Annotated in this window: 23 protein-coding genes and 1 pseudogene; 14 read left to right on the top strand and 10 right to left on the bottom strand. The window is 60.0% G+C overall.

Annotated features, from left to right (window positions below; translation table 11 throughout):
* The first annotated feature begins 30 nt into the window (after positions 1-30).
* The 3 genes from AC0L8G_RS00380 to AC0L8G_RS00370 all read left to right on the top strand — a co-directional run bounded on the left by AC0L8G_RS00380 (position 31) and on the right by AC0L8G_RS00370 (position 4,077).
* The gene (locus AC0L8G_RS00380) at positions 31-894 is read left to right on the top strand and encodes an alpha/beta fold hydrolase (RefSeq protein ID WP_473386014.1); all 864 of its coding nucleotides are present in this window, start codon (positions 31-33) and stop codon (positions 892-894) included.
* A 144-nt stretch (positions 895-1,038) separates the two neighbouring features.
* Complete coding sequence (locus tag AC0L8G_RS00375) at positions 1,039-1,830, top strand: SapC family protein (protein ID WP_473386013.1); 792 nt, start codon at positions 1,039-1,041, stop codon at positions 1,828-1,830.
* Between the two features lie 144 nt (positions 1,831-1,974).
* The gene (locus AC0L8G_RS00370) at positions 1,975-4,077 is read left to right on the top strand and encodes a protein-disulfide reductase DsbD family protein (protein ID WP_473386012.1); all 2,103 of its coding nucleotides are present in this window, start codon (positions 1,975-1,977) and stop codon (positions 4,075-4,077) included.
* Here AC0L8G_RS00370 and AC0L8G_RS00365 read toward each other — a convergent pair.
* The gene (locus AC0L8G_RS00365; RefSeq protein ID WP_473386011.1) at positions 4,066-4,245 is read right to left on the bottom strand and encodes a hypothetical protein; all 180 of its coding nucleotides are present in this window, start codon (positions 4,243-4,245) and stop codon (positions 4,066-4,068) included. The genes AC0L8G_RS00370 and AC0L8G_RS00365 overlap by 12 nt on opposite strands.
* Positions 4,246-4,340: 95 nt before the next feature.
* Here AC0L8G_RS00365 and pgi point away from each other — a divergent pair, with 95 nt between their 5' ends.
* Positions 4,341-6,008, top strand: coding sequence for a glucose-6-phosphate isomerase (pgi, locus tag AC0L8G_RS00360; protein ID WP_473386010.1), 1,668 nt, complete (start codon positions 4,341-4,343; stop codon positions 6,006-6,008).
* 14 nt (positions 6,009-6,022) lie between these two features.
* Here pgi and AC0L8G_RS00355 read toward each other — a convergent pair whose 3' ends face one another.
* Positions 6,023-6,223, bottom strand: a complete 201-nt coding sequence (locus tag AC0L8G_RS00355) for a hypothetical protein (protein ID WP_473386009.1) — start codon at positions 6,221-6,223, stop codon at positions 6,023-6,025.
* A 95-nt stretch (positions 6,224-6,318) separates the two neighbouring features.
* On the opposite strand from AC0L8G_RS00355, the gene AC0L8G_RS00350 reads away from it, so the two are divergent.
* A complete protein-coding gene (locus tag AC0L8G_RS00350) occupies positions 6,319-6,912 on the top strand; it encodes a peptidylprolyl isomerase (RefSeq protein ID WP_473386008.1) in 594 nt (197 codons plus the stop codon).
* Positions 6,913-6,915: 3 nt separating this feature from the next.
* On the opposite strand, the gene AC0L8G_RS00345 is transcribed toward AC0L8G_RS00350, so the two are convergent.
* Positions 6,916-7,389: a hypothetical protein gene (locus AC0L8G_RS00345; RefSeq protein WP_473386007.1), complete on the bottom strand. Its 474-nt coding sequence runs from the start codon at positions 7,387-7,389 to the stop codon at positions 6,916-6,918.
* A 144-nt stretch (positions 7,390-7,533) separates the two neighbouring features.
* Here AC0L8G_RS00345 and hisS point away from each other — a divergent pair.
* Positions 7,534-9,016 (top strand): annotated as a pseudogene (hisS, locus tag AC0L8G_RS00340) (histidine--tRNA ligase).
* On the opposite strand, the gene AC0L8G_RS00335 reads toward hisS, so the two are convergent.
* Entirely contained in the window at positions 9,013-9,945 is a 933-nt protein-coding gene (locus AC0L8G_RS00335; RefSeq protein ID WP_473386006.1) for an AEC family transporter, read from the bottom strand. The pseudogene hisS and the gene AC0L8G_RS00335 sit on opposite strands and share 4 nt — an antisense overlap.
* A 298-nt stretch (positions 9,946-10,243) precedes the next feature.
* Here AC0L8G_RS00335 and AC0L8G_RS00330 point away from each other — a divergent pair, with 298 nt between their 5' ends.
* Entirely contained in the window at positions 10,244-10,585 is a 342-nt protein-coding gene (locus AC0L8G_RS00330) for a DUF2794 domain-containing protein (RefSeq protein WP_473386005.1), read from the top strand.
* Positions 10,586-10,595: 10 nt separating this feature from the next.
* Here AC0L8G_RS00330 and AC0L8G_RS00325 read toward each other — a convergent pair whose 3' ends face one another.
* From AC0L8G_RS00325 to AC0L8G_RS00310, 4 genes are all read right to left on the bottom strand, one after another.
* Positions 10,596-11,822 carry a tetratricopeptide repeat protein gene (locus AC0L8G_RS00325; protein ID WP_473386004.1) on the bottom strand — a complete coding sequence of 409 codons (1,227 nt, stop codon included), beginning with the start codon at positions 11,820-11,822 and terminating at the stop codon, positions 10,596-10,598.
* A 90-nt stretch (positions 11,823-11,912) separates the two neighbouring features.
* Positions 11,913-12,776, bottom strand: coding sequence for a sulfurtransferase (locus AC0L8G_RS00320; RefSeq protein WP_473386003.1), 864 nt, complete (start codon positions 12,774-12,776; stop codon positions 11,913-11,915).
* 189 nt (positions 12,777-12,965) lie between these two features.
* Positions 12,966-13,694, bottom strand: a complete 729-nt coding sequence (locus AC0L8G_RS00315) for a Bax inhibitor-1/YccA family protein (protein WP_473386002.1) — start codon at positions 13,692-13,694, stop codon at positions 12,966-12,968.
* A 186-nt stretch (positions 13,695-13,880) separates the two neighbouring features.
* Positions 13,881-15,443: an RsmB/NOP family class I SAM-dependent RNA methyltransferase gene (locus tag AC0L8G_RS00310; protein ID WP_473386001.1), complete on the bottom strand. Its 1,563-nt coding sequence runs from the start codon at positions 15,441-15,443 to the stop codon at positions 13,881-13,883.
* A 181-nt stretch (positions 15,444-15,624) separates the two neighbouring features.
* Between AC0L8G_RS00310 and AC0L8G_RS00305 the strand changes: the two genes are divergently transcribed.
* Positions 15,625-16,359, top strand: a complete 735-nt coding sequence (locus tag AC0L8G_RS00305) for a YbjN domain-containing protein (RefSeq protein ID WP_473386000.1) — start codon at positions 15,625-15,627, stop codon at positions 16,357-16,359.
* Positions 16,360-16,419: 60 nt separating this feature from the next.
* On the opposite strand, the gene AC0L8G_RS00300 is transcribed toward AC0L8G_RS00305, so the two are convergent.
* Positions 16,420-17,466, bottom strand: coding sequence for an ABC transporter substrate-binding protein (locus AC0L8G_RS00300; RefSeq protein ID WP_473385999.1), 1,047 nt, complete (start codon positions 17,464-17,466; stop codon positions 16,420-16,422).
* A gap of 141 nt (positions 17,467-17,607) precedes the next feature.
* On the opposite strand from AC0L8G_RS00300, the gene AC0L8G_RS00295 reads away from it, so the two are divergent.
* The 6 genes from AC0L8G_RS00295 (at position 17,608) to AC0L8G_RS00270 (ending at position 24,922) form a co-directional block, all read left to right on the top strand.
* The gene (locus AC0L8G_RS00295) at positions 17,608-18,285 is read left to right on the top strand and encodes a response regulator transcription factor (protein ID WP_473385998.1); all 678 of its coding nucleotides are present in this window, start codon (positions 17,608-17,610) and stop codon (positions 18,283-18,285) included.
* Complete coding sequence (locus AC0L8G_RS00290; protein WP_473385997.1) at positions 18,282-19,703, top strand: sensor histidine kinase; 1,422 nt, start codon at positions 18,282-18,284, stop codon at positions 19,701-19,703. Before AC0L8G_RS00295 ends, AC0L8G_RS00290 begins: the two co-directional genes overlap by 4 nt.
* A gap of 54 nt (positions 19,704-19,757) precedes the next feature.
* Complete coding sequence (locus AC0L8G_RS00285) at positions 19,758-20,594, top strand: hypothetical protein (protein WP_473385996.1); 837 nt, start codon at positions 19,758-19,760, stop codon at positions 20,592-20,594.
* A gap of 411 nt (positions 20,595-21,005) precedes the next feature.
* Positions 21,006-22,205 carry a tripartite tricarboxylate transporter substrate-binding protein gene (locus AC0L8G_RS00280; protein ID WP_473385995.1) on the top strand — a complete coding sequence of 400 codons (1,200 nt, stop codon included), beginning with the start codon at positions 21,006-21,008 and terminating at the stop codon, positions 22,203-22,205.
* A gap of 12 nt (positions 22,206-22,217) precedes the next feature.
* On the top strand, positions 22,218-23,741 hold the full coding sequence (locus AC0L8G_RS00275) for a tripartite tricarboxylate transporter permease (RefSeq protein ID WP_473385994.1): 1,524 nt from the start codon (positions 22,218-22,220) through the stop codon (positions 23,739-23,741).
* Between the two features lie 2 nt (positions 23,742-23,743).
* The gene (locus tag AC0L8G_RS00270; protein ID WP_473385993.1) at positions 23,744-24,922 is read left to right on the top strand and encodes a carbohydrate porin; all 1,179 of its coding nucleotides are present in this window, start codon (positions 23,744-23,746) and stop codon (positions 24,920-24,922) included.
* A 25-nt stretch (positions 24,923-24,947) separates the two neighbouring features.
* Here the strand turns inward: AC0L8G_RS00270 and AC0L8G_RS00265 are convergent, their stop codons facing one another.
* Positions 24,948-26,294, bottom strand: coding sequence for a putative porin (locus tag AC0L8G_RS00265; RefSeq protein WP_473385992.1), 1,347 nt, complete (start codon positions 26,292-26,294; stop codon positions 24,948-24,950).
* Positions 26,295-26,301: the final 7 nt, after the last annotated feature.

Below are 26,301 nucleotides of genomic sequence, written 5' to 3'. Positions count from 1 at the left end.
TTTTCACGGCGACTTTCACACATTGCGGCCATGACAAATCAAAACGCGCCGGCGCGGATAAAGATCGACCTTGATGATGGCGTCATAACCGGGCTTCGTTGGGCTGCGCCCAACAAGCCGCCATTGCTGTTTCTGCATGCGACCGGCTTTTGCGCATCTGCCTATCGGCAGTTGCTGAGCGGCCTTGAAGACCGTTTCGATGTCTATGCGCTCGATCTTCGCGGTCACGGGCGCAATACGCGTCCTGCAGATCCGGCGCGGCTGCGCTCCTGGCGACCCTTTGTGGATGACGCCTGCGCATTCCTTGACCAGTCCGGTCAGGATGGCTGGACGCTGGCCGGCCATTCCATGGGCGCGGCGACGTCGGTCTTCGCAGCCATGGGCCGCAAGGATGTGGCGTCGCTCAAACTAATTGAACCGGTGGCGATGCCCGAATGGTTTTCCATGGCGGCGAAAACGCCCTTCTGGCCGTTGATGACCGGCGCCATTCCGATGGTGAAGCAGGCGGCGCGCCGTCGCGATCACTGGCCTGACCGCGAGGATGTGCGCGCCTCCTATGCCCGCAAAAGGCTGTTCTCCGGCTGGGCGCCCGGCGTGCTGGAAGACTATCTCGAAGATGGTCTGACGGAGGCGGAAAACGGGGTGCGTTTGTCCTGTGCGCCCGCTTGGGAATCGGCGACATTTGCGGCGCAGGCGAATGATTTCTGGCGTGCGGCGAAGGCGGCGCCCGCTCCCATAGAGCTCTATGCGGCGGATCATCCGTCCTCGACAGTCCCTGCGGCCATTCGCGCTCGCTTTGAGCGGCTCGGGGCGGCGATTAGGGTAAATGCGGATGCCGGTCATCTCGCGCCCATGGAAAAACCCGCAGAACTCGCCGCTTTCTTGCGCCAATAGCCCTCCCTGCCGGGAAAAGAACCGCCCTGAAGGCACGGAAGGCTTGGAGGCGGGCGGCGTTTTTGCTAAGCGTGCCCGCGACCGCCCGGGAGGGGCCCCGGCGCAAATCATGCGCCGCTGACGTGTTTTAAGGAAGGTTTGACAATGAGCGAGGCGCAAGCAGCTCCGCAGGTTACCGGCAAGATGTTCCTCTATGAAAAGCCGGAACTTTTGATGAAAGAACAACATGGCGATCTGGCGCTGAAGCCAGCCACGTCGCCATTCGGTTTTGCAGCCAAAGCGCGCGCCATTCCGGTAACGCTCGGCGAAATCCCGGCGGCGATGAAAGATTACCCGCTGATTTTCCTGTCCAACGAGCAACCGCAAGTGCTCGCCGTGACCGGGCTGTATGACGATGTGAACCTGTTCGTCGATGAAAAGGGCGTCTGGGAAGAAAATTGCTACATTCCCGCTTATGTCCGCCGTTACCCGTTTGGCCTGGCGACCGAGAACAATGGCGAGCGCATGGCGATCGTTATTGATCGCGCCTTTGAAGGGCTGTCGCCTTCAGGCGACGTCAAGCTCTTCGACAAGGGTGAGCCGACGCCGCAGACCCAACAAGCGGTCGAATTCTGCAAGAATTACGAGCGCGACCGTCAGATGACAGATCAATTCGCCAAAGCGATTGCCGAGGCGGAGCTGATCCAGTCGCAGACTGCTCAATACACGCCGACCGGCGCTCAAGAGCCGGTTTCTTTTGCGCAGTATTTCGGCATTGATGAAAAGCGCATGAACGATCTCGACAAAGACAAGGTCGTGGACTTCCACAATCGTGGTCTTCTGCCGCTTGCTTATGCGATGCTGATGTCTATGGGCAATTGGCGCGTGCTTCTTCAGCGCCGCGCCAAGCGCTTCAACCTGACGGAAGAAAACGTCTTCAAGCCGGTCGTGAACTAGGCTTCCGCGCTGTAATTGCGAAAACCGGGCCCGCCTCAGGCGCGCCCGGTTTTTTTTGTTCACCTTCCGGCGAGCCTTCCCGTGAGGCGGTGAATAGATGTTGGCGCGCGTGACGGGCCCGGCTACCAAGGGGATATGAGTTTCATGCGACGCCTCGTTTTCGCCATTGCCATGCTTTGTGCTGTGTCCTCCGCAGGCATCGCGCAGGCGCAGACCGTCATTGAGAACGAATATACCGCCCGCTCGGAAATCGTTGCGGAAGCACAGGGCTTTGTTCCCGGAGAAACCTTGTGGTTTGCGTTGCGTCAGGAACTGCAGCCCGGCTGGCATGTGTTCTGGATCAATCCGGGCGCCGCCGGCATGCCCTTGCAGCTCGACTGGACGATGCCGCAGGGGTTTGCGGCTGGCGCGCCGCTTCATCCGGTCCCGGAATATATTCCTGTCGGCCCGCTTGCGAGCTACGCCCATGAAGGCGCGCCGGTCTTTCTTGTGCCGGTGACGGCGCCCGCTGATGCGTCGCCCGGTGACGAGATTGAAATTGTCATCGACGCCAGCTGGCAGACTTGCGAAAAAATTTGCGTGCCCGAGGAAGGGCGCTTCGCCTTTTCCATGCCTGTGCTGGAACAGTCTGTGCCAGACCCGGCGCATGCGGATATGTTTTCAGCGGCGCGGGCGGCGTTGCCCGAGGAAGGCGATGCGCAAGCGCAATTTTCGGTGGAAAACGACCGCTATGTTTTGACCGCCGCCGAGCCGGAAGAGTTCGATGCGCAAGGCGCGTTTTACTTCGCAGCGCCTGATGGGCTGGTGGAGCCGGCGGAGCCGCAAGGGATTTCGGTGTTAGATGGCGGCGTGCGCGTTTCAATGACGCCCGGCTGGATGGACGGCTTTGACGGCGCTTCGATCGATGGCGTGCTGACCTATGACGGCCCGCAAGGGCGCCGCGGCGTCTGGCTGCGCGCACCGCTCACTGCGCCGATCACGGCGCCGGAACCGATCGCGCCAATCATCACGCCTGCGCCAACGCTGCAAATGGGCCTGCCGGCGCTGCTGGCGCTGGCGTTTTTCGGCGGCGTGTTGCTCAACATCATGCCTTGCGTATTTCCGATTGTGTTCATCAAGGCGGCGTCCTTCATGGAATCGGCGCGCGACCATGCATCCGTCGCGCGCCGGCATGGCCTGCTATATGCGGCGGGCGTGCTGGCGAGTTTTCTGCTGATGGGCGGGCTGTTGCTGATTTTGCGCGCCGGCGGCGAGGAGCTCGGTTGGGGTTTTCATCTTCAGTCGCCGGCGGTGACGGCGCTCTCGGCTTATGTGTTGTTGCTGGTCGGGCTCAATCTGGCAGGCATGTTCAGCGTCGCAACCAGCCTTGCCGGCGCCGGAGAAACGCTCGCATCAAAGCAAGGCGCGGCGGGTGCTTTCTTCACCGGCGTGCTGGCGGTGGTGATTGCTGCGCCCTGTATCGGTCCCTTGTTGAGCGCGCCCATGGGCGCGGCGCTGTTGCTGCCGCCGCTCGCCGGACTGGCGATATTCGCCGCGCTCGGCATTGGTCTCGCCGCGCCCTATCTGTTGTTGTCCTTTGCGCCGGGGCTGGGGCGGCGCTTGCCCAAGCCCGGCCCGTGGATGGTTGTCTTCAAACAATTGCTGGCTTTTCCGGTTTTCGCCGCCGCCGCTTATTTCTTGTGGGTGCTGGCGCAGCAGGTCGCCGGCGCGGGCCTCGCCATGGTGTTGGCCGGGGCGGTGCTGATTTCTTTCGCGGCCTGGAGCTTTGAAAAGAGCAAGGGCGAGGGAAGCGGCGCCTTTGTCTTGCGGATTGTTTCGGCGCTGGCGGTGGTCGCAGCGCTGGCGCCGCTGACCCGGCTGGACGCCGCCCCCGCCGCATCACAAAAAGAGGCGGGCGCATATGGCGCGATGCAGGCGGTTCCCTATAGCGCGGCGGCGCTTGATGGCTATCGCGCCAGCGGAACACCGGTCTTTATCGATTTCACCGCCGCTTGGTGCGTCACCTGCCAGTTCAACAAGCTGACCATTTTCACTGATCCGGTGGTGGCGCAGGCGTTCGATGACGCCGGCGCTGTCTTGATGATTGCCGACTGGACGGTGCGCGACCCGGAAATCACCGAAGCGCTCGCGAGCTTCGGGGCCAGCGGCGTGCCGCTATATGTCTATTATTCGACTTCAGGGGAGGCGCAGGTGCTGCCTTTGCCGTTAGGCAAAAAAGCCGTGCTCGCCGCGCTCTCAGGAGCCTGAGACAGCGCTCGCATTGGCCAGTTTCGGCGCTTCGGGATGCGCCATCGCCGCTCGTTTCTCCCACTCAGCCTCTTTTATGGCGAAGATTGAGGTCACCGCGAGAATGGCGGCGAGGCTCGTCAGAGCGCGTTTGATGAGGTTTGTGCGGTGGGCGGCGGAAACTTGCATAACGCCCGTTTACCGCCTTTTCGTTTAAAACGCGTTGAGGACAACGCTTAAAATCCGTATCAAATGCAAAAATTTGACGCGAGGGGATGACATTCATGACCGACATCACCGGCACGCCGGAATGGCAGGCGCTCGAACAGGACGCGGCGATGTTGAAGAGCGTGTCCATGCGCTCCTTGTTCGAGAAGGAAAAGGACCGCTTTTCGCGCTATTCCATCGAAGCGGCGGGCCTGTTCCTCGATTTCTCCAAGAACAAGATCAATGAAGATGTGGCCGATCACCTGATCACGCTCGCCATGGCCGCCGATCTTGAAGGCGCGCGCGACCGCATGCTGGCGGGCGAGGCGATTAATGTCACTGAGGAGCGGGCGGTGTTGCATCCGGCGCTGCGGGACTTTTCGCAGCGGGATTATTATGTCGGCGGCGAAAATGTCTCGCAGAAAGTCCGCGCTGAACTCGCCAAGATGAAGATCTTCGCGGACGGGATCCATGCTGGCGAGCGCAAGGGCTATACCGGCAAGCCGCTGACTGCCATCGTCAATATCGGCATTGGCGGCTCCGATCTCGGTCCGCTGATGGCGGTGGAGGCGCTGCGGCCATATTGGATTGATGGACGGCGCGCCCATTTCGTCTCCAATGTGGATGGACAGCATATCGCTGATACGCTTGCCGGCGCTGACCCTGAAACCACGTTGTTCATCGTCGCGTCCAAGACCTTCACCACGCAGGAGACGATGACCAACGCCGAAACCGCCAAGCGCTGGTTTCTCTCCCATGGCGCGAGCGAAGGCGACATCGCGAAACATTTCATCGCGCTTTCCACCAATGCGCATGCGGTGAAGTCATTTGGCATCGCGCCGGAAAACATGTTCGAATTCTGGGACTGGGTCGGCGGGCGGTATTCCCTGTGGTCAGCAATCGGCCTGTCGATCGCCTTGCAGGTCGGCTTTGATAATTTTGAAAAATTGCTGCGCGGCGCCCATGCCATGGACGAGCATTTCCGCGCCGCCCCCTTGCGCGAAAACATGCCGGTTATGCTGGCGCTTGCAGGCATATGGAACCGCAACTTCCTCGGCGCCGCCTCTCACGCGGTGCTGCCTTATGACCAGCATCTCCATCGCCTGGCCGCCTATCTGCAGCAGGCGGATATGGAATCGAATGGCAAGGGCGTTTTGCGCGACGGCAAGCCAGCGCCATGCGCCACCGGGCCGGTGATTTTCGGCGAGCCCGGCACCAACGGCCAACACGCCTTTTACCAGCTTCTTCATCAGGGCACGGATATTGTTTCGGCGGATTTCATTGCGCCAGCGATCAGCCAGGAAGAAACCGGTGACCATCACGAAAAACTCCTGTCGAATTTTCTAGCCCAGACCGAAGCGCTGATGCGCGGCAAGACGGAAAAGGAAGCCCGCGCGGAGCTAAAGAAAGAAGGTTGCGCGCCGCCTGAGATTGAAAGACTCGCGCCACATAAAGTGTTTCCCGGCGATCGTCCGACCAATTCGATCCTCATGGAAAAGCTGACGCCGGAAAATCTCGGCGCGCTGATCGCGCTGTATGAACACAAGATTTTCTGTCAGGGCGTGATCTGGGGCGTCAATTCTTTCGACCAATGGGGCGTGGAACTGGGCAAGGCGCTCGCCAAGTCGATCCTGCCGGAGCTGGCCAAAGCCGGTGAGGATAAGCCAGCGGCGAGCGGGCATGACGCGTCAACCAATGGGCTGATCGATCGCGTGAACGCCATCCGGTCGAAGCTGGGACGGTGATCAGCGACAGAGGGTTATTTGCCGCCGGATGATTTCGCGCGCCCGATGACAATCGCGCCGAAAGTGGCGGCGATGACGCCGGCGCTGATCAGCGGCAAATTTCCGTCACGCCCTTCAGTCAATCTGAATATCGCATAAGCGAGATTTGCAAAGCCGACCGCGAATAAAATAGCGCCGACGGCGATTAGGGCTTTTGGCGTTGGTTTTTCAGACATGAAGCTCCCCCGGTTTTTGCGCGCGTCTAGTTTATGAGTATAATGCCGGGAATAAAAGTGCGCGTCGTATCAGCGATTTTAGGGAGCGATTTGTAGTGTTCAGGATTTGCGTCATTGCCGCACTTTTGATGGGCGTTTTATCGCCGGCGGGCGCTGCCGATGAGGCCGCAACACACGCCAAAATCCAGACCTCCCTGGGCGACATCGTGGTCGAACTTGAGCCGGAAATTGCGCCGGCGACCGTCGAAAATTTTCTGCGCTATGCGACCGGCGGCCATTATGACCGTACGCTGATGCATCGGGTCGTGACAGGCTTTGTCATTCAGGGCGGCGGCTATTCGCGCTTTTACAGTGAACGCCCGACGCGCGATCCGATCCCTTATGAAGGCGACAAGGGATTGAAAAATGTGCGCGGAACCATCGCCATGGCGCGCAGCGATAGCCGCGACAGCGCGGCGGCGCAATGGTTCATCAATCTGCGCGACAATCCGAAACTCGACCACTCCATGTTCGAGGGCCTTCCGGTCTATGGCTATGCCGTCTTCGGTCATGTTGTCGAAGGTATGGAAGTGGCCGACGCCATCGGCGCGGTGGAGACCGGACCCGGCGGCCCCTTTGATGCGGAGGTCCCGGTGGAGCCGATCCTCATTCTGCGCGTCGACCCGATCGACTGGCCAGAGGCGGAGTAGCGCTTAGCGCGCGCCGGTTTTCGCCGCTTCAAGTTTAGCCTTGTCGACAGTGAAGCGTTCAGTGATCGTCACTGTCTCGCCAGCGTCAATCGCTGCGGTTTCTTCTTCATTGAGCTCACGGCTGAAAATGACGCGTTCGCCGGGCGCCAGCGTGTCGACCATTTCTCCCTTCACGGTGATTTCCAGTGTCGCGAGAAAATTATACTCCACGCTCTGGTCCTCTTCGGTTTCCACCGCCTTCAAAATGAAGGTCGCTTCGTTCCCGCCTTCATGCACCAGCGCATTGATCGGCCCGCCGCCGCTCATCCAGCCATTTTCGCTGGACAGGAATTCGTTGCTCTTGCCATTCACCAGCGTTTCGACCGCGACGCCGAAGGTCGACACGCTCATCGTCAGATAGACGCCGGACGGGACCGGCCCGCCGCAGCCCAGCAGCGCCAGGGCGGCGGCCAGCCAGCCCAAATTCAGAAATTTCATGATCAGTCTCCCCTTGGATCCTTGAGAGTATGACCCCGGACCGGTCATGCCTCAACTACGACCGGCCCCGCGGCCCGGCCTTGCGGGTCGCCCAATTGCCCCTGCGGGCGGCATCGGCTATCTCCGCCCCAACAGGAAAAGATGATGGCCAAGAAACAAAAGACCTTCCGCCCCAAGGCCCGCGTGCCGCGCGGCTTCCGTGACCGCCTTGGTGCGGAGATCGCCGCCGAACGCGACATGCTGGCGAAAATCAGCGCGGTTTATGAGGCCCATGGCTTCGATGCGCTGGAGACCCCGGCCTTTGAATATACGGACGCGCTGGGCAAGTTCCTGCCCGATGTGGACCGGCCGAACCAGGGCGTGTTCTCGCTGCAGGATGATGACGATCAGTGGATGAGCCTGCGCTATGATCTGACCGCGCCGCTAGCGCGCTTCGTGGCGGAAAATTACGATGGCTTGCCCAAGCCGTTTCGCCGCTATCAGATTGGCCCGGTCTGGCGCAATGAGAAACCCGGCCCCGGGCGCTTCCGCCAGTTCACCCAATGCGACGCCGACACGGTGGGCGCGCCTGCGCCTTATGCCGACGCGGAAATCTGCGCGCTGTTCGCCGATGTGATCGAAGCAGCGGGAATCGCCCGCGATGATTTTTTCATTCGCGTGTCGAACCGCAAGATCGTCGACGGCCTGTTTGAAAAGATCGCGCTGTCGGGTGAGGCGGATGCCGAGACTCGTCTCACTGTCATGCGGAGCATGGACAAGTTCGACAAATTTGGCGCGCAAGGCGTTGGGTTGTTGCTTGGCGCCGGGCGCAAGGACGAGTCCGGCGACTTCACCGAAGGCGCGAGATCTCGATGACGGGAAAATTGAAACCGTGCTGGCGTTCCTGCAGTCGGGCCCGGAAAATTCCGGTGACGACCCGTTGGCGGTCATTGCGCAGCTTCTTGGCGACACGCAGAGCGGCGCCGACGGGCTGGAGGAGCTTTACGGCATCAAATCATCGATACCGGATTTTGCTGCGCGCCCGATCCTGTTCGATTGCTCGGTCATTCGCGGGCTCGACTACTACACCGGCCCGGTCTTCGAGGCGGAATTCAAATCGACGCTGACCGACGCCAAGGGCCGCCCGGTACAGATGGGCTCGATCGGCGGCGGCGGGCGCTATGACGGTCTCGTCAAGCGCTTCAAAGGCGTCGAAGTGCCCGCAGTCGGCATTTCAGTGGGTATTTCGCGCCTTCTGGCGGCGCTGGAGCTTAAGAAGGACGCCGAAGAAACCGCGCGCGGGCCGGTCGTGGTGCTGGCCCTCGAAAAAGATCAGATGGCGGAGTATCAGGCGATGGCCGCCGAATTGCGCAATGCGGGCGTTAGGGCCGAAGTCTATCTCGGCGGCTCGAATTTCGCCAAGCAATTGAAATACGCCGACAAGCGCGCGGCGCCCGCTGCGATTATTCAAGGCTCTGATGAGCGCGAAGCGGGCGAGCTGCAAATCAAGGATCTCGTCCTCGGCGCTGAGTTGTCGAAAGAAATCGAAGACAATGCCGAATGGCGCGAGGCGCAGCCCGCGCAATTCTCGGTCAAGCGCGGCGAATTAGTGGAGGCGGTGAAGAAGGTTTTGGCGCGCACGCGCTAGCCATACATCATCAGCACCGCTGAGATCGTCAGCACCGAGAGCAGCAGGGTGAAGCTGACAGCGGCGGCGGATTCGCTTTCATAGACCTTATACTGGCTCGCCAGCACAAAGCAGCCGACGCCGGACGGCACCGCGACGAACAGCGTCAGCGCGCCGCGATAGACCGGATCGGTGACGCCGAGAAAATGAGCTGCTGTGAGCGCCACGATGGGCAGCACGCCCATTTTGGTGATTGCGATCAGGCTGACCCGGCCTGCGACGCTTTTAAACGCCGGGAATTGATGCGTCGCGAGAAAAAGACCAAGCGAGAACAGCGCTGTCGGGCCCGCCGCCCGGCCCAGCAGGTCGAAAAACGTCCGGACCGGCCCGTCAAACGGCAGGCCGCTGGCGGAATAGAGGAAGCCGAGGATCATCCCGAAAATCAACGGGTTCTTCAGCGGCGTGAAAATGAAATTCGCGGCGCGGGCGATTGCGTGACCGTCCTGTTTGCGCGGCGAGATCAGCGCCATGAGGATGGCGATGATCAGCGTACCCTCGATCAGCATCGCCGATACAAACGGTTTCGCCCAGCCTTCAATGGTCAGCGCAATGGGCAGTCCGAGAAACACCGCATTGCCAAGCGTCGATGTCAGCGCATGGGCGCCGGCTTCCTGTTTTGAAAGACGGAATATGCGCTGGGAAAGAAAATAGCCCACAAGCAACGCCGCGAGCGCGCCCGCGCCATAAGAAAGCGCAACAGCAAGATCTTTCTCATCGGGCGGCGAGGCGCCGGCCGTAAGCCCGAACAGAGCGGCGGGCATGGTGAAGCTGAAGATGAGTTTGTTGAGCGTGCCGGAATCCGCCGCGCTCATCATCTTTGCGCGGCCGGCGAAATAGCCAACGGCGATGACAGCGAAGACGGGCAGGGCGACGGTGATGACAGGACTCATGGTCCCGAGCGTTTCACAGGCGCCGCCTGATCCGTCAAGCGGCGGGCGGGATGCGCTTCATGCTGTGGAGAGAAAATGCCGGGCGGAAAGAAGTCAAATCTCCCGGGGGCTGGGGGCGATGGTTAAAACCGGAAATTCCGACCATGCTGCCCGCCCGGCCTGATCAAATTGATCCCAGATTGGGGCGCTGAGAGGGACCAATTAAGGCGATTTTAAGAATGATTTTCCCCGGAACCCGGCAGCTCCCGACGGAAATTGGGGCTTGCGGCCCGGCCCATCCCGCGCGATGCTGGGGGTGATGCGAAGCTTGAACCCAGCGCCCCAACCCATTCCGCGCGCCGAGCCGGTGGCGTTCACGCGCAGCGAATTGACCCGCATTCTTTCCGTCTATGGATATTTCGTCGCCGCCGGTGAATGGCGCGATTACGCCATTGATTGCCTCAAGGATGCGGCGGTGTTTTCAATCTTCCGGCGCGCCTCGGAAATGCCGCTTTACCGCATCGAAAAACGCCCGGCGCTGGCGCGCAAGCAAGGCTCATGGGTGGTTGTGTCGATGACCGGCGCGGTGTTGAAACGCGGTCAGGATTTGAGCCAGGTGTTGAAAGTCTTCGACCGCCAGAAACTAAAGCTCGCGACGTAGCCGGACGCCGCTAGTTCACCGCATCCATTTCCGCGCGGTCTTCAAAACAAGCCTCAAAGGTTTCCGCAAAAACATGACGCTGGGCATGGCTGCCGCCAATGCGGTGCAAGTCGCCAAGAAGCGGACCGAGCAATTGCGCCGCGCGGTCGCGGTCATCGCGGGCAAAGGCGGTGATTGCCTGCGCCGCCGGCAGGCAGATGTCGGACCAGACAGGGTTGGCGGAGCTTTCAGCTTTCGCGCTTAGGGAAGCGAGAAAAGCGTCCGCCTCTTTTGTGTCGCCGGCGCGCGCCAGAGCGTAAAGATAATGCAGATCATGAAACGGGAAAATATGTTCGCCCTTGCGGGCGCGCGCTTGTTCCACGACCGGCGCCCAGCGTTCGCCAACATCAATCCCGCGCAACTCGAACCGCCACAACATGGAAACGGCGCCGATCTGTTCTTGCGGAAATTCCGGCCATTCGCCCCATAGTCGCTTGTCAAAAAGCACGAGGGCTTCTTCGTCGCGGCCAAGCGCCAGCCGGAACAAGGCGGCGTGCCAGTAATTATGGTCGCGTATGAAGACGCCTTTTTTCTCCCAGGTATGAGCGCAATGATCGAGCCAGCGCGCGCCTTCGCGCGCGCGCCCTTGCGTTTCCATCACATGGGCGACCGCGTGATGGGACCAGGCGTCGTCTATGGCGATCTCGCTGGCGCGCAGGCCTTCGTCTTCGGCTTCTTCAAGGCGGTGATTTTGCTCCAGCGCGAAAGCGGTCATGCCATGGGCGTATGGCGCGTTTTCATGGACGATCCGCGCGCGCTCGCCAAAGCGCAACAGCGCGGCGGCGTCGCCCAGATTGAAGGCGTGATACTGGCCCCATTTGATGGCGCATAAATCCGCCGGCCAGCGCACAGTCAGCTCATCAAGCGCCGCCATGGCGCGCGAAAAATCATGTCCCGCCCAAGCTTCGACCGCGCTGCAGAACAAGCGCTCGCGCTCGGTTCCTGATGCGTGCGCGGCGCGCATCTTTTCAAGATAAGGCAGTGCGGCGCTCCAGCCCTCGGCGCCTTCAAACGCCAGATGCAAGGCGCCCGCATGAGCGTTCACCAGCGGCGCGCCCGGATTGGCGTCAGCGACGGCGAACAATTCTCGCAGCTCGGCGCCGTAACTTAAAAACTCGCTCACATAGCGGTCATATCCGCGGGCGGACTGGAGGCATGCGCCGGTGATCGGCAGGTCGAAATAATCGCGTACTGGCATGATGTGAGCTTAGGCGGCGGCGCGGGGCCCTGCAAATCTCAAATTTATGACGCAAGCTCACTTTTGCGTCCGCGCGTGTCATCGCCCGACCTAGCCCGTTTCCATCGGCGCATCCGGGTCCGCCGTCCACTCGGCCAGGGAGCCGTCATAGACGGCGACGTCGCGATAGCCGAGCAGGGTCAGGGCCAGCGCATTGTTGCAGGCGGCGACGCCGCCGCCGCAATAGGCGATGGCGGGCTTGTCCTTATCCGCGCCCGCCGCTGCAAATTGCGCCGCCAGCTTTTCTTCGGAAAGATAGGCGCCGCTTGCGTCGTCAATGAGCGATGATGCGGGCGCGTTGACGCTGCCTTTAATGCGCCCAGCGCGCGGCATCGGGCATTCTTCGCCGGTGAATTCCGCGCGGGAAAGGGAATGGATCAGCGTCCGCCCGCCTTCTTCGATGGCGGTCAAGACATCTGTTTTCGATGCGATTTTTTCCGGTTGGTAACGCGGCGTGAAGCTCGCGGATTTTATGTGCGGGGCGTCTTTGGAAACCGGGCGGTTCTCCGCCGTCCATTTCTTGAAACCGCCATCCAGCACGGCGGCATTATCGAAGCCGTAGGTTTTCAGGCTCCACCAGACCCGCGCCGCCCAGCTTTGAATGCCACGGTCATACAACACAACAGCGCTGTCATCGCCGACGCCCAGCGCTTCCATCGCGGCTTTAAAGGCGTCCGGCTTCGGCATCATCAGCGGCCGCGGATCATCCTTGTCGCCCAGCGTCCCGAGAACGTCGCAGAAGACGGCGCCGGGAATATGCGCTTCGTCAGAAGCCGCGCGGCCGGGGACAAATGCATAAGCGCCGTCAGGGGTTTCCTGCTGGATTGTCGTGCAGTCGAGAATGACCAGGCCCGGCGCGTCTGCGTTCGCAGCGAGCCACTGCGTTGAAACAAGCGGTGTCGGCATGATCGTCATCGGCGTTTCCTTTTTCGTCTTGTGCGATCATCCCGCCGCATGGGCGGGCTGTAAAGAACCGGGACGGAAATGAAAAAGCCCCGCCAGAGGCGGGGCTTTTCTTATTGTTCTTGGACGTTTCCTCGAATTAGTCGCGTTTTCAGCAAAAGTGGTTCTGGTTTTGCGGTTCGAAAACGCGATAAAACAACCCTAGTCGCGCATGATCCCGAGAATGTTGAGGATGTGCACGAAAAGCGTGACGAAGGAGCCATAGAGGGCGAAGGCGCCGAAAATCGCCGTACGCTCATTCATGGCGCTGCCTTCGCGATAAAGCGATTTGATCATCTGCGTCTCATAGGCAGTGATGCCGGAGAAGACGAGAACAACCAGCGATGAGGTGATGAGGCTCATCATGCCGCTCTTGAAGATCAGCGCGTTCACGACAATCGCGATCAACAGGCCGACAGTCGCCATAAAGAAGAACTGGGCGAAAGTGGAAAGGTCGCGTTTCGTCGTATAGCCATAAAGGCTTACTGCGCCGAATACGGAAGCGGTGATGAAGAACGCCTTGTAAATCTCAACGGCGGCGCCGGATTGCTGGAACATGAACAGCATCGGCGCGATCATCACGCCCCAGAGCGCGGCGTATGCCCAGAACATAGCGTGGGCCATGACCTTTGAGCCATTCATCATCACCCGCGGCGCAAACCAGCCGATGCCGAGAATGCCGATAAAGCCAACCCATTTCAGCGGCGAGGTCATGATTGCGATCATGAGCGCCTGATTGCTGGCGATGAGCATGGAGAAGAGGCCGGTGGCGGCGACGCCGAGGGCCATGTAGTTGTAGACGCCCAACATGTACTGGCGCAGGCCCTGATCAATGGCCAATCCGTCAGTCTGCGAGACGGTTCCGCCAAATTGTCTGCGTGGTTCGTTCATGAAAAGCCTGTCCTTTCGATTCCCTGACATAGCAGCACGGGCGACCCGAAGGGCCGCCATTGCTCTGAGTGACAATATCGGGGTCGCTGAGGCTGCAATCAAGGGGAATCGGACCGGAATCGACGAAAATCGGACCGGTCGCCAAACGCCTTAACCGTTTCAATTTTAACGACTTTAGGGCGTCTGTCAGCCGTTGAGACGGAGTCGGATCGCAAAGAAGCCGTCCATGCCGCCATCGCCGGGAAGCAGCGAAGGCAGGGTTCTCAGATCCCCGTCGCGGGTGATCGCCTTTTCAAGCCCGCCAATCTCGGCGGCTGTGACGGGCACGCGCTCAACATTGGGATGCCGGGCGAGCAATGCCTTCGCCTGCGCTTCGCCTTCTTCGCGCTGCAGCGAACAGACGCAATAGACCAGCGTTCCGCCGGGCTTGAGCAGGTTCTTCAACGCGTGGTCGATCATCTTGCCTTGGAGTTCGGCAAGCGCGGCGAGCGCTGTTTCGCCTTTCGACCAAGGAATATCAGGATGGCGCCGGATCGTGCCGGTGGCGGTACAGGGCGCGTCGAGCAAAATCGCATCGGCCTTGTCCGCCGGTTTGAAGCGCAGTGCATCATCCTCGATGATCGCAGCGGTGAGTTTGGTGCGCATCAGGTTTTCGCTGACCCGCTCCATCCGTGTGCCGGATTTATCGACCGCGGTGACGATGGCGCCGGCGGCGGCAAGTTGGAGCGTTTTGCCGCCGGGTGCGGCGCAAAGATCAAAAACGGTCTTGCCGGAAACGTCACCCAGCAAAGTGACGGGCAGGCTTGCCGCCGTGTCCTGCACCCACCAGGCGCCTTCATCGAAGCCCGGCAAGGCGGTCACATCGGAGATGCGGGCGAAACGAACAGAGCCGGTTGGCAGCAGCTTCGGTTCAAGTCCCGCTTCGGTAAAGCGCGCGATCCATGCCTGTTTGTCTTCGCCCGGTTTGAAGGTCAGGTCGAGTGGCGGCGTTGCGCGATGAGCCTCGCCAATGGCTTTTGCAATCACGGGTCCGAACTGGCGCTCCCATCCGCGCCACATCCAGGATGGCGTGTCGGTTCTGGCGGGAACTTTTTCCAGCGCTTCCTTGCCGGCTTGCGAAATCTTGCGGGCGATTGCGTTGACCAGCGATGCATAGCCGCCGGTTTCGCCGCGCTCATTGGCGAGTTCGACCGAGGTTGAAACGGCGGCATGCGCCGGCGTTTCAAGGATCAGCAATTGCGCGGCGGCGATACGTAAGATGTCCATCACGCGCGCTGATTTTTTCGGCAGCGGCCGGTCGAGCCAGTTGCCGAGCAGATGATCTATGGCGCCGCGGCGGCGCAAGGTCTCGCTGGCGAGCAGGCGGGCAAAGCTGCGATCGGCGCCTTCAAGGCGTTCGAAGGGACGCGTGCGCGCGATGGCGTCTTCCAATGTTGCGCCTTCGCCGACCCGGTCGAGAATCTCCAGCACGGCGCGGCGCGCATCGACGCCTTGCATGGTGGAAAGCGGGCGCGAAGGGGCGCGGTCCTCATCGGAATCGCGGCGCCGGGACGGGCGCTCGCCGTCGCGGTCTTTCGGCCGGTCATCGCGATTGTCGCGCCGGGGTCCATCACGCCTCGGGCCGTCACGCCCGGCGCCCTCTCGTTTCGGGCCGGATCGGGGGCCGGAGAATTTTCCGCGCGGTTTGTCATCCCGGCCGCCATTGCGGGGGCCGGATGGGGGGCGTCTGTCCGAAGGTCGTTTTTCCATAAGCGCCCGGCTAAACCACGCCTTAGACCGAAAGTCACCCGAAAACATAAGTAAAACAGCAATGCGGGCTCAAAGCCGGGCGCAATTGGCCGCCGGTCTGGTCGAAGACGGGCTTTTCGCCTAGAGTTAACGAGGCGGGGGAGCCCCCGGCCAGAAGTTCAAGGGGAGTTTGAGAGGGGTCATGAAACCAATTACAGCCATTTTCGGTGCTGCAGCGATGGCGCTTGCCGCCGGTGTTACGGGCGCATCCGCGCAAAATACCATGGGGTCAGAGCAAGGCGCCGGGACGGCGCTGTCCAATCCGGAATCCGTGGTGCGTAAATTCAGCGTCCAGACGGTTGGGCCGGTGCTGAATGAGCTCGGCATGCCATGGCAGATCGGCCAGCTTTCCGGCGGCGCGCAATATATTCACGCGGCTGCTGGCGGCATGCAGTTTGTCGTGCTGTTCACCGCCTGCAACGGCGCCGAATGCTCCGGCATGCAGACTGTGATGCTGTTCGGCGATACAGGCGCCAATTCGCAGACCGTGCAAGCCTTCAATATGAGCTACCCCTTTGCGACGGCGGGTATCGATCAACAGGGCCTGACCTATATCAGCCGCTATGACATCGCCGATTTCGGTATTCCGCGCGGCAACATTGCCTCTTCTGTGGTGAACTTCCTGTTGCTCAGTGAAAAATTCGCCGCCGAACTGGCGAATTCGCACCAGACCGTCAGTCTTGACGGCTATGCGGGCGACCTTTCTTCCTCGCATCTCAATCGCCAGCAGCTAAACCATGTTTCGGGCGAAGCAACAGGTTTTTCCAATCAAAGCGACAAGCACGCAGATGGCTTTGAGCAGGGCGCGGAAATGATCCGTATGCTGCTGGAAGATAAAACCTCGCCACGCAACAAAATTTCCAACGTAAAAGATTAAGCGCATTGCGCTTTCTTACGGAAAAGGCGCTCTTCGGAGCGCCTTTTTTGTTGGCCGGATTTAGTTTTGCGCCGCCGACGCTTCATTGGTCGCGCGCGACCAGTCGCGCAAAAACCGCTTTCGCTTGATCTGATCGAGATTGATCAAAAGCGTCGGGCCGACGGATACGGGCCGGATCGCCTTGGCGGAAAGATTGGCGCCGTCCTGGGTTGAGATGTCCTCCCTGACCGGCGCCATATAATGACGCGATAATTCCGTTTGGCCTTGCTGGGACAGCAAAAAGTCCAGGAACAATTTTGCGGCGTTTGGATGATGCGCGTCGCTCAAGATCACCGCGATGCGCGACACCACAAGCGTGTAGTCGTTCGGCATGATGACGCCGAGTTGAGGCTCCTTGTCGCGCCACGCCATGGCGTAGGATCCAATGACATTATAGGCGAATGCATTTTCGCCCGATGCGACGCTCGCCAGCATGTCGCGGCTATATTGGTAGAGGTCGACTTCAGCGTCGCCGAGCGCGCGGGCCAGACTCCAAAGCTCGCGATTGGCCTGATAGTCCTGCGTTAAAATCAGATAACCGGCGCCGGACAGCGCAGGGTCAAAGGTCGCGACTTTGCCCTTATACAAGGCGGAGTTGCTGCGCAGCATGCGCGTAAGCTGCATATGGGATTGCGGCGCCTGCTCCGGCGCGATCAGATTGGTGTTGTAGGCGAAGACGACCGGTTCGGCGGTGACGCCATAGGCTTCGTTTTTCCAGATCGCCCAAGCCGGCAAATAGGGTTTTTCCGGCGACGCATAAGACTGCGCGTAACCGTCATTAACCAGCTTGATTTGCAGGTCCATGGCGGAACTCCACGCCAGATCACCTGCGCGTTTGTCTGTCTTGGCGTCGTTCAAAACCTGCTGGTACAGATCGCGCGAGCCGAGTTCGTGATACTCGATTTCCAGAAACGGATATTGCTCTTTAAACAAGGCAAGCAAGGTCGCGACTTCGTTCTGGTCGGTCGTCGAATAGATGGTTAACTTGCCTTCATCGCGCGCGGCTTCGATGATGTTGGCGTAGGAGCGCGGATAGCTTTTGGGTTGTGCATGCGCGCTGGCGAACATGCCGGCGGCGAAAAATGCAGCGGAAATGCTAAGTAATATTGGGCGGAGCGAAGTCAGCGCGTGCATAATTTATGCGACTTTGTAATGACCAATCTTTCGGCTATATACCAAGCGGGGAAGGGCTGTCAAAAAAAGAGCAATATGGCGCGCATACTGATTGTTGAAGATGAAGAGGCTTTGGCGCGAGGCGTTTCGGCGGCCCTCCAGGCGCAGGGATTTTCTGTAGATTGTGCTTTTGACGGTGAGTCGGCGCTGGAAATGTCGCGCGACGAACCATACGCGGTGATCACGCTGGATGTCGGCCTGCCCGATATGTCCGGCTTTGACGTGCTGAAAAAGATGCGCGCGCAGGGCTGTAAAATGCCGATCATCATGCTGACTGCGCGCGATACGCTGCAGGACAGGGTGTTCGGTCTTGATCACGGCGCGGACGACTATTTGCTGAAACCGTTCGAGCCGGAGGAGCTGACGGCGCGGCTGCGGGCGCTGTTGCGCCGGCCGCTGGTCGACCCCTCGCCGGTCATTACCATTGGCAAGCTGCAGCTTGACCGGTCGCGCTGCGCGGCGTCGGTCGACGGCTCGGATCTGGGGCTGCGGCGGCGCGAATGGGTGGTTCTGGAGCGGCTTGTCGCGCATGTGGGCACGGTCGTTTCCAAGGATCGGCTGGCTTCGGAAGTGTTCGGCTATGACGAGCCGGTGGCGCCCAATGCGATAGAGGTTTACATCGCGCGCCTGCGCCGCAAGCTTGGTGAAAATGGCCCTGCGATCAAGACCCTGCGCGGTTTGGGGTATTTGATGGAGCGCGACGCCGAAGCATGAGGCGTGTGATCGGGAACTCCCTGACGGCGCGATTGCTGGTCGGCATGATCCTCCCAACGGCGGGGCTCGCCTTGATCCTCGCGCTTGGCGGGCTGCTGGTCATCCAGAATATCGTTGAAAATGTCAGCGATCGTCTGCTCGACGCGTCGGCGCGCGCGATCGCCGATACGCTGGCCTATGAGGAAGGCGACGTCACGCTGGACCTGCCGCTGTCGGCCTTCGGCATGCTGGAAAATGATGCGCGCGATAATGTCTATTACAGCGTGCGGCGCGGGGACGATCTGGTTACGGGCTATCCTGATTTGCCGGTGGCGGCGGGGCTTGCGGGCGAACCCGGCGAGACGGTCTATCAATATTCAAGTTATCGCGGCGTGCCGATCCGCATGATTGCGGTGTCGCGGCGGGTGCCGCGGATCGCCGAACCCGTCGTGGTGCAGGTCGCGGAAACGCTGGTCGCGCGGAACCGGCTGCGCCAACGCATGTTGATCGCCATGGCGGTGGTGGAGGCGCTTCTCATTGGCACCTTGCTCGTCTTGCTGCCGCTGGCGGTTTACTGGGGCTTGCAGCCTTTATCCCGCGTCCGGGAACAATTGGATCGCCGGGAATCGCAGGATTTTACGCCGTTGAAGATCGAAGAAGCGCCGGTGGAGCTGCGGAGTTTTCTGACGGCGTTTAACGGCTTGTTGCAGCGTCTCTATGCGGCGATGGAGGGGTTGCGTCAGTTCACAGCAGATGCCTCGCATCAGATGCGTACGCCGCTTTCAATTCTGCGAACCCATCTCGAGATTTTACGGCAGGAAGATGAGCTGAGCGACAAGGGGCGGGAATCGCTGCGCGACATCGATGCGGCGACCCGCCGGTTGCAGCGCCTGCTCACGCAATTGCTTGCGTTGGCGCGCGCGCAAGGCGCCAATGACGATCTCAGCATGCATGCAAAATCTGTGGATCTGACCTCTGTGGTGCGCGCTGTCGCAGAGGAAATGGTGCCCTTGGCCCTGCGCAAGGGCGTCGACATCGAGTTTGATGCGCCCGATGCGCCGGTAAGTGTCGTAACGGTTGATGCGCTGGCGACGGAAATGCTGAAAAACCTCGTGGACAACGCCATTCGCTACAACCGGCCTGGCGGTTCGGTAACTTTATCTATCGAGACGGGCGACAAAGAAGCGCGCGTGGTGATTGATGATGACGGGCCGGGCATACCGCTGGAAGAGCGTGAAAATGTCTTGAAGCGGTTCTACCGGCTGCATCATGACGACCAGAACCGGCAGGGGAGCGGGCTTGGCCTGGCGATCGTAAAGGCGCTGGGCGACAGCATCGGCGCGACGGTGGTGATTGGCGAGCGTGACGGCGCGCCGGGCCTGCGTGTTCAGGTGATTTTTTCCGCCGCGCCGCCGGACAAGCTTGTGACAGGCCGCTGAAAGAAAACGCGATTAGCTTCACCCTACAGATAGTAGCGGTAAAAGGGCGGGCGCGTGTCGAATTCAGAAAAAAACCAAAGCGTGACTGTGGCGGCGACAATCCGCAAAGCGGCGTCAGCGGCTTTGTTGGCGGTTTCATTATTGTTCGCGACGGTTATTGGCGCAGGCGGTTCCGCGAGCGCGCAATCTCAACTGGAAAACGGCCCCAGCGCATTGGTGATTTCCTACAAGGCGAGCGCGGAAAATCGTCCTGCGTTTCGTGACTATTTGAACACGACGCATCGCAAGATGCTGGACGGCATGCGTAAAGACGGCGTTCTGAAAAGCTATCGTATTTTCTTCAGCTGGTACGAGCAGTCCTATGACTGGGATGCGATGGTGGAGTTGCAATTCGTCGACAGCGACGCGGTCGCTGTTTGGAATGAACTTGTGAAGAAGTCGCCCGCCGGGCTGACGGCGAAAGGGCTTTCGCTGGCGACGCCGGTTATGACGGTGGCCGCAGACGTCGACTCTCATGCGCAAGCGCAAGGCGCTTCAGACGGGACGGATGCGGTATATCTCGTCATCCCTTACACATTTCACAGCACTAGCGAATATCGGGCTTATTCGCGCGCATATGTTTTGCCGCAATTTGAAGGCTGGTTAAAAGAAGGCGCCCTCAGCGCCTATGAAGTGCTGATCAACCGCTATCCGGCCGGCACGCCCTGGGACTCGCTGATTATTCAGCAGTACAAGGATTTTCGCTCTTTCGGTCAACGTGACCGCGTCAAGGGTAAGGTGCGCGCAGCATTGAAAGACAATCCGGAATGGGTCGATTTTCATCAGCGCAAGGGCGACATCCGTGAAGAGACCGGCATCGCCATCGCCGAACTGGTGGCGTTCTCCGAGTAATCGAGAACGGTGGTTGCAGGTTGATGGCGCCGTAGCAGCGCTGATCAGCCTGCAAGTTGAGCGGCAAGCGCAAAAATAACAAACAACGCGCTTGATGTAGCGTATTGATGAGGCGCGACGCATCCGGACTTTCGGGCTGTGGCGCCGGGCGGGGAGACTAAAGAGCAGTCTGATGGGGCATGAAAACCAAAGCACTCAAAAGCGTTCGTTTAGCGTAAAAAGGATCGCCTTTTACGCCGCCTTGATCGTGGCTGTCGGCGTCTATCTCGCCCCCTCGCAGCGCGCTATGCGCAGCATGAAGGCTTCGCCTATAACGCGCTTGCATCGGGGGCCGAAGAATTTCCGAACCGGCCGATAACCGTCATCGCGCCGGCGAGCCCCGGCGGCGGCTGGGATCAACTGGCGCGGCTGATGCAGCACGTTCTGACGACAAAGCATATTTCGCCGGTGCCGGTCGAGGTGGTGAATCGCGGCGGCGCCGGGGGCACAATCGGTCTTGCGGAACTGATCACGCAACATCGCGGTGATCCTTACACGCTGATGGTGGGCGGCAGCACGCTGGTCAGCGCGCTCATCATGCATGACAGCCGCTTTAACCTGAATGAGGTGGAGCTGCTGGCGCGGCTGGCGAGCGAATATAATGTTGTCGCAGTTGCAAGTGACTCCCCGCTTTTGAGTTTTGAAGATTTGCTGGTGCAGTTTCGTGCAGACCCGGAGAAATTTGTTTGGGGCGGCGGATCAGCGGGCAGTGCGGACCATTTGTTGATCGGCTTGATCGCGCGTGAAGCGGGCGTTGACCCGGCGTCATTGAACTATGTCGCTTATACGGGCGGCGGCGAAGCGGCGGCTGCCGTCATGGGCAATCAAATCATGGCGGGCGTCGCGGGCTATGCGGAATGGAAAGATCTGGCGGCGGCGAAAAAGATGCGCATTCTCGCAATATCGTCGCCGAACCGGTTCCCCGGCGTTGATGTGCCGACCATCAAGGAATTCGGCCTCGACATTGTTCTAGAAAACTGGCGCTTTGTCATGGCGGGCCCCGGCGTGAGCCCGAAAGAGCGCGCGCAATTGCTCGACATGATTACCCAGATGCGCGCCTCGCCGGAGTGGCGGAAAATTCTGGATACCTATTTCTGGGAAGACCGGTTCCTGACCGGGCCGGAACTGGAAAAGTTTGTCAGCGATCAAACCTCGATCACCGCCCAGCTTCTGGTTTCGCTGGGGATGGGCGCGCTGGGCGAGGGTTACTCTTCGACCGGGCCATATCTCTTTCCCGCGCTCATCATCGCGATGCTGGTGATGCTTGGCTCATTGATGGTCTATCAGCGATGGCGTCGTGTCGCGCCCGTTAGCGCGAGCGACGAAGGCGAGGCGGATGATGCGGGCAAAAAACTTTCCTGGAACAATTTTGCGCTGAGCGCCTGTCTGATTTTGGGTTTTGTCCTGGTGCTCAGCAAAATCGGTTTCTTTTACGCGACGCCGCTCTATCTGGTGGCGCAGGCGCGCTTGATGGGGAGCAAGCAGACGCTTCGCGACATCATCGTCGCAGTGTTCTTCACTTGCGCCGTCTTCATCGTTTTCGAAAAAATGCTTCTGATTAGCGTGCCCTAGCAGGATATTGGCGTGGACAATATTTCAACGACTTTTTCTCAACTCGGCGCCGGCTTCGCTTCCGCGCTGGCGCCTGAACATTTGCTGTTCGGCATTTTGGGCGTGCTGTTGGGCACCATGACCGGCGTCTTGCCGGGGCTTGGTCCGGCGGTCGCGATTGCGCTGCTCTTGCCGATGACTTTCGGGCTGGATCCGATTTCGTCTTTCATCATGTTTGGCGGCATCTATTACGGCGCGATGTATGGCGGCGCGATCACCTCGATCCTGGTCAACACGCCGGGCGATTCCGCAGCGGTCGTCACCACCTTTGACGGTTTCCCGCTGGCGCAAAGCGGACAGGCCGGCAAGGCGTTGATGGTGGCGGCGATTGGCTCCTGCATTGGCGGCGGGTTTGCGACATTGATGTTGACGCTGACGGCGCCGCTTTTGATCGTCTTTGCCTTGCAATTCGGGCCGGCGGATTATTTCTCGCTAATGTTGCTGGCGCTCACCATGGTGGCGGCGATCGCCGGCAAGTCGGCGACCAAAGCGGCGTTTGCCGCTTGCGTGGGCCTGCTTTTGTCGATGATCGGCATTGATCTGCAGACCGGCGTCGCGCGCGGCACATTCGGCATCCCGCATCTTTATAACGGCATTGATGTCGTGCTTGGCGGCATCGGATTATTTGCAATCGGGGAAGTGCTGTGGGTCGCCTCCGGCGGTCACGCCAAGCAAGTGGAAGATTTCAAAAATCAAAAGGTCATGTTGACCGCGCAGGAATGGGTGCGCTCGGGTGTCGGCTGGGTTCGCGGCGCGTTGATCGGGTTCTTCGCGGGCGTGTTGCCCGGTTCCGGCGGCACCTTGGCGACCTTCATGGCGTATGGCGTTGAAAAGCGTTTTTCAAAACGCCCGGAACAATTCGGCAAAGGCGCGATCGAAGGCGTCGCCGCGCCGGAAGCGGCCAATAACGCGTCGGCTGGCGGCAGTATGGTGCCGTTGCTGGCCTTGGGCATTCCCGGCTCTGCGACCACGGCGGTGATGCTTGCGGCCTTTCAGCTATACGGCCTGCAACCGGGACCGCTCTTGTTTCAGAACAACGCCGATCTGGTGTGGACGCTGATCGCCAGCCTCTACATCGCCAATTTGTTACTGGTTGTTTTGAACCTTCCCCTGGTTGGGGTTTGGGCGCAGCTCTTACGCGCGCCGCGAAGCATTCTCTATAGCTGCATCATGGTGTTTGCGACGCTCGGCGCCTACAGCTTGCAAGGCAGCATTGGCGATGTGGTCATCGCATGGGGGCTCGGCGTTCTCGCTTATGTGTTCCGGCGGTTTCAGTTTCCGGTCGCGCCGATATTGCTGGCGCTGGTGCTCGGACCTTTGCTTGAACAGGAATTCCGCCGCGCCATGGCTGTCTCCTCGGGCGATTTAAGCACTTTCGTGACGCGGCCGATTTCCGCCACGCTGCTTTGCGTCGCGCTGGTTTCGATTATCGCATCGGTGGCGTCCAACCGAAAACCGTCCGCCGCGCCCGATGCGCCGAAAGCGGAGCGCGCTTAAAGATGGTGAAATGGCGCGCGCTTGCCGGCGGACTCGCCGCTATTGGCGGATCGGAAGCCGTTATTGATCGCGCCAATGCTCAGGTGAAACTGGCGGAAGGCGTCGAGATAAGCGCGGGCTACACATTTGACGTCTTGTCGAATGTCGATGGCGGCTTGCGCCGCGGCGTCCGGTATCTCGACAATGCGGATCTGGCGCTTGATATCGATCCGTCGCAATTTTCCGCCTGGCGAGGCGGACATGTTCACATCTCCGGTTTGTATAATAATGGCCGGGGGTTTTCTGAAACACTGGTTGGCGACTTACAGGTCGTCAGCAATATCGAAACGCCAGTGCAGGCGTTCCGGCTCTATGAGGCCTGGATCGAGCAGGGCTTTGCAAATGACAATGTCTCGGTTCTCGCCGGTCTCTATGATTTGAATTCCGAGTTCGATGTGATCGATAGCGCGGCGGTGTTTTTAAACAGCTCGCACGGTATCGGCGGCGACATTGGCCAAACCGGAGAAAACGGTCCGTCTATTTTCCCGGTCCCGGGACTCGCAATTCGCTTGCAGGGAAAGCTGTCCGATCAGCTTGTTGTCCGGGCCGCCATTTTAGAGGCGACGCCCGGCGATCCTGATCATCCCAAACGCACGATTGTGAAATTCGCCGATGATGAGGGAGCGTTGTTGATTGGCGAAATTGAGCGCGGCGGCGAAAGCGGCAAGGTTTTGATCGGCGGCTGGGGGTATAGTGCGGCGTTTGATCCGCTTGCGCCATCGGCGACGCGAAAGCGCGGCAATGCCGGCGCCTATATTCGCGGCGAGCGGGCCTTGATGCAGACTGGCGCCCGGACTGTAACCGGTTTTGCGCGCGCCGGCTGGGCCAGCCCGACATTCAATCCGATTGAGTTTTATGCGTCCGCCGGCCTTGCGATTGCCGCGCCAGCAGCGGAACGACCAGACGATCTTGTCGGCATCGCGATCTCATGGGCCCGGACAGGACGCGCCTATCGCGAAAGCCTAGTTGCGGAACACGGCGTCGCAAGCGATCAGGAAATTGCAATTGAGCTGACCTATCAGTATTCGCTGACAAACCGCATCTTCATCCAGCCCGATTTGCAATACATCATTTCCCCTTCGTCTCGCCGGGATATCGATGATGCGCTGGTGCTGGGTGTTCGCGTCGGCGCTTCTTTGTAAGCGCGCCGACGCAGAACAAACTTTCTTAGAACGTCACAACAGCGTTGAGCCGCAGCCTGTTCAGCCATTCGGTTGACTGAATCGTGGACGCGTCGATGTCGTGGAGCGGCCTGTAGCGGTAATAGGTGGCGTTCAAGGACAGATGATCATCAAGCACATAGTCGGCCGTTAGCGCATGAAGTTTGTAGTTTGTCGCCAGCCCGAGATTATCGTGACTGAAGGCTGCAAACACCGCATCGACTTCCGATTGCATATAGCCATAGCCAAGCCGCCAGTCATGTTGCTGTTTAGCGCGGCCGGCGCTGACATTCACGGCATAGCCGGTGTCTTCACTGGTGGCTGAGCCGTAGTTTTTGACAAAGTCACCAGACAGACTCACCGGCCAGCGGGCGCCAAAGCCGCTATAGGTAACACCGCCATTGACGTTGAGCAGATTGAAGTCGGAGAGATAGCTTCCATCCATCGCCAGCAAATTGCTGCGGAAATCTCCGGCGTCGGCGCCGCCGAGGCTCGACAGGGAATAATCAAAATAGGCGACGGCGCCGTTTAGGGTGAAATCGCCGCCGGTATTGGTGCGCAGGCCGATTTGCGCGCCGAGCATATCGCTATCGGGACCGGCGACATCCTCGTCGATTGTGAAATAGAGCCCTGCCAGGTCGATTTTTGTCCCGCCGAGGTCTGATGTGTAATTGACGCTCGCGCCTTGCGGATTGACGTCGCCGTCCCATACCAGATCTGTCCGTTTAAACGGGAGCGGGAATTTGCCGCCATGCACGACTGCGCCGCCGAGTGAGAACGCCGCATAGGCCTGGTCGAGGCTGACGGAGAGATCGTCAGCGAAAGCCGAAAGCGTCACGTCGTCGCTATTGGGGTCGTCCGGATTGCCGGTGCCGATGCGTCCGCCGATTTTCAACCAGTCATTCAATTGATAATCCGCGCGCAGGCGGGCGCGAATGACGCCGCGATTGCGGGATGTCGCCGTGTCTGAAAAATTGCCTTCATAACGAAGGCGCAAATCACCGGACATATTGAGGCGGGAAGGCGTGACGGGAGACGTAGCGTCTAACTGCGCCGTCGATTGTTGCGCCGGGCGCGCAATGACTTCGGGCGCTGGTGCAATTGCGCCGCCCGCCAGCTGATTTAGCGCGGATTCGATGGTTTCCATGCGCGCACTCGCCGCCTGCTGCTGCACGCGCATGTCGTGAAGTTCCTGTCGCAACGCTTCAATTTCCGCCGCTGACAAATCGGGCGCCGCCGCGAGGGCGGGCTGTGCGCAAAATGCGCCAAGCGCGGCGGCGCTCAGCAGCGCGGTCTTGGGAGAGAAGGATGTGCAACGAGTGGAGGCGGTGTTTCGTGGGGTGTTTTTCTTCATGACGCGG

The sequence above is a fragment of the Hyphococcus sp. D3-15 genome, assembly GCF_055809375.1.
Note: the sequence above shows the minus strand (reverse complement) of the source record. Positions and strands in the feature narration are given on the sequence as shown.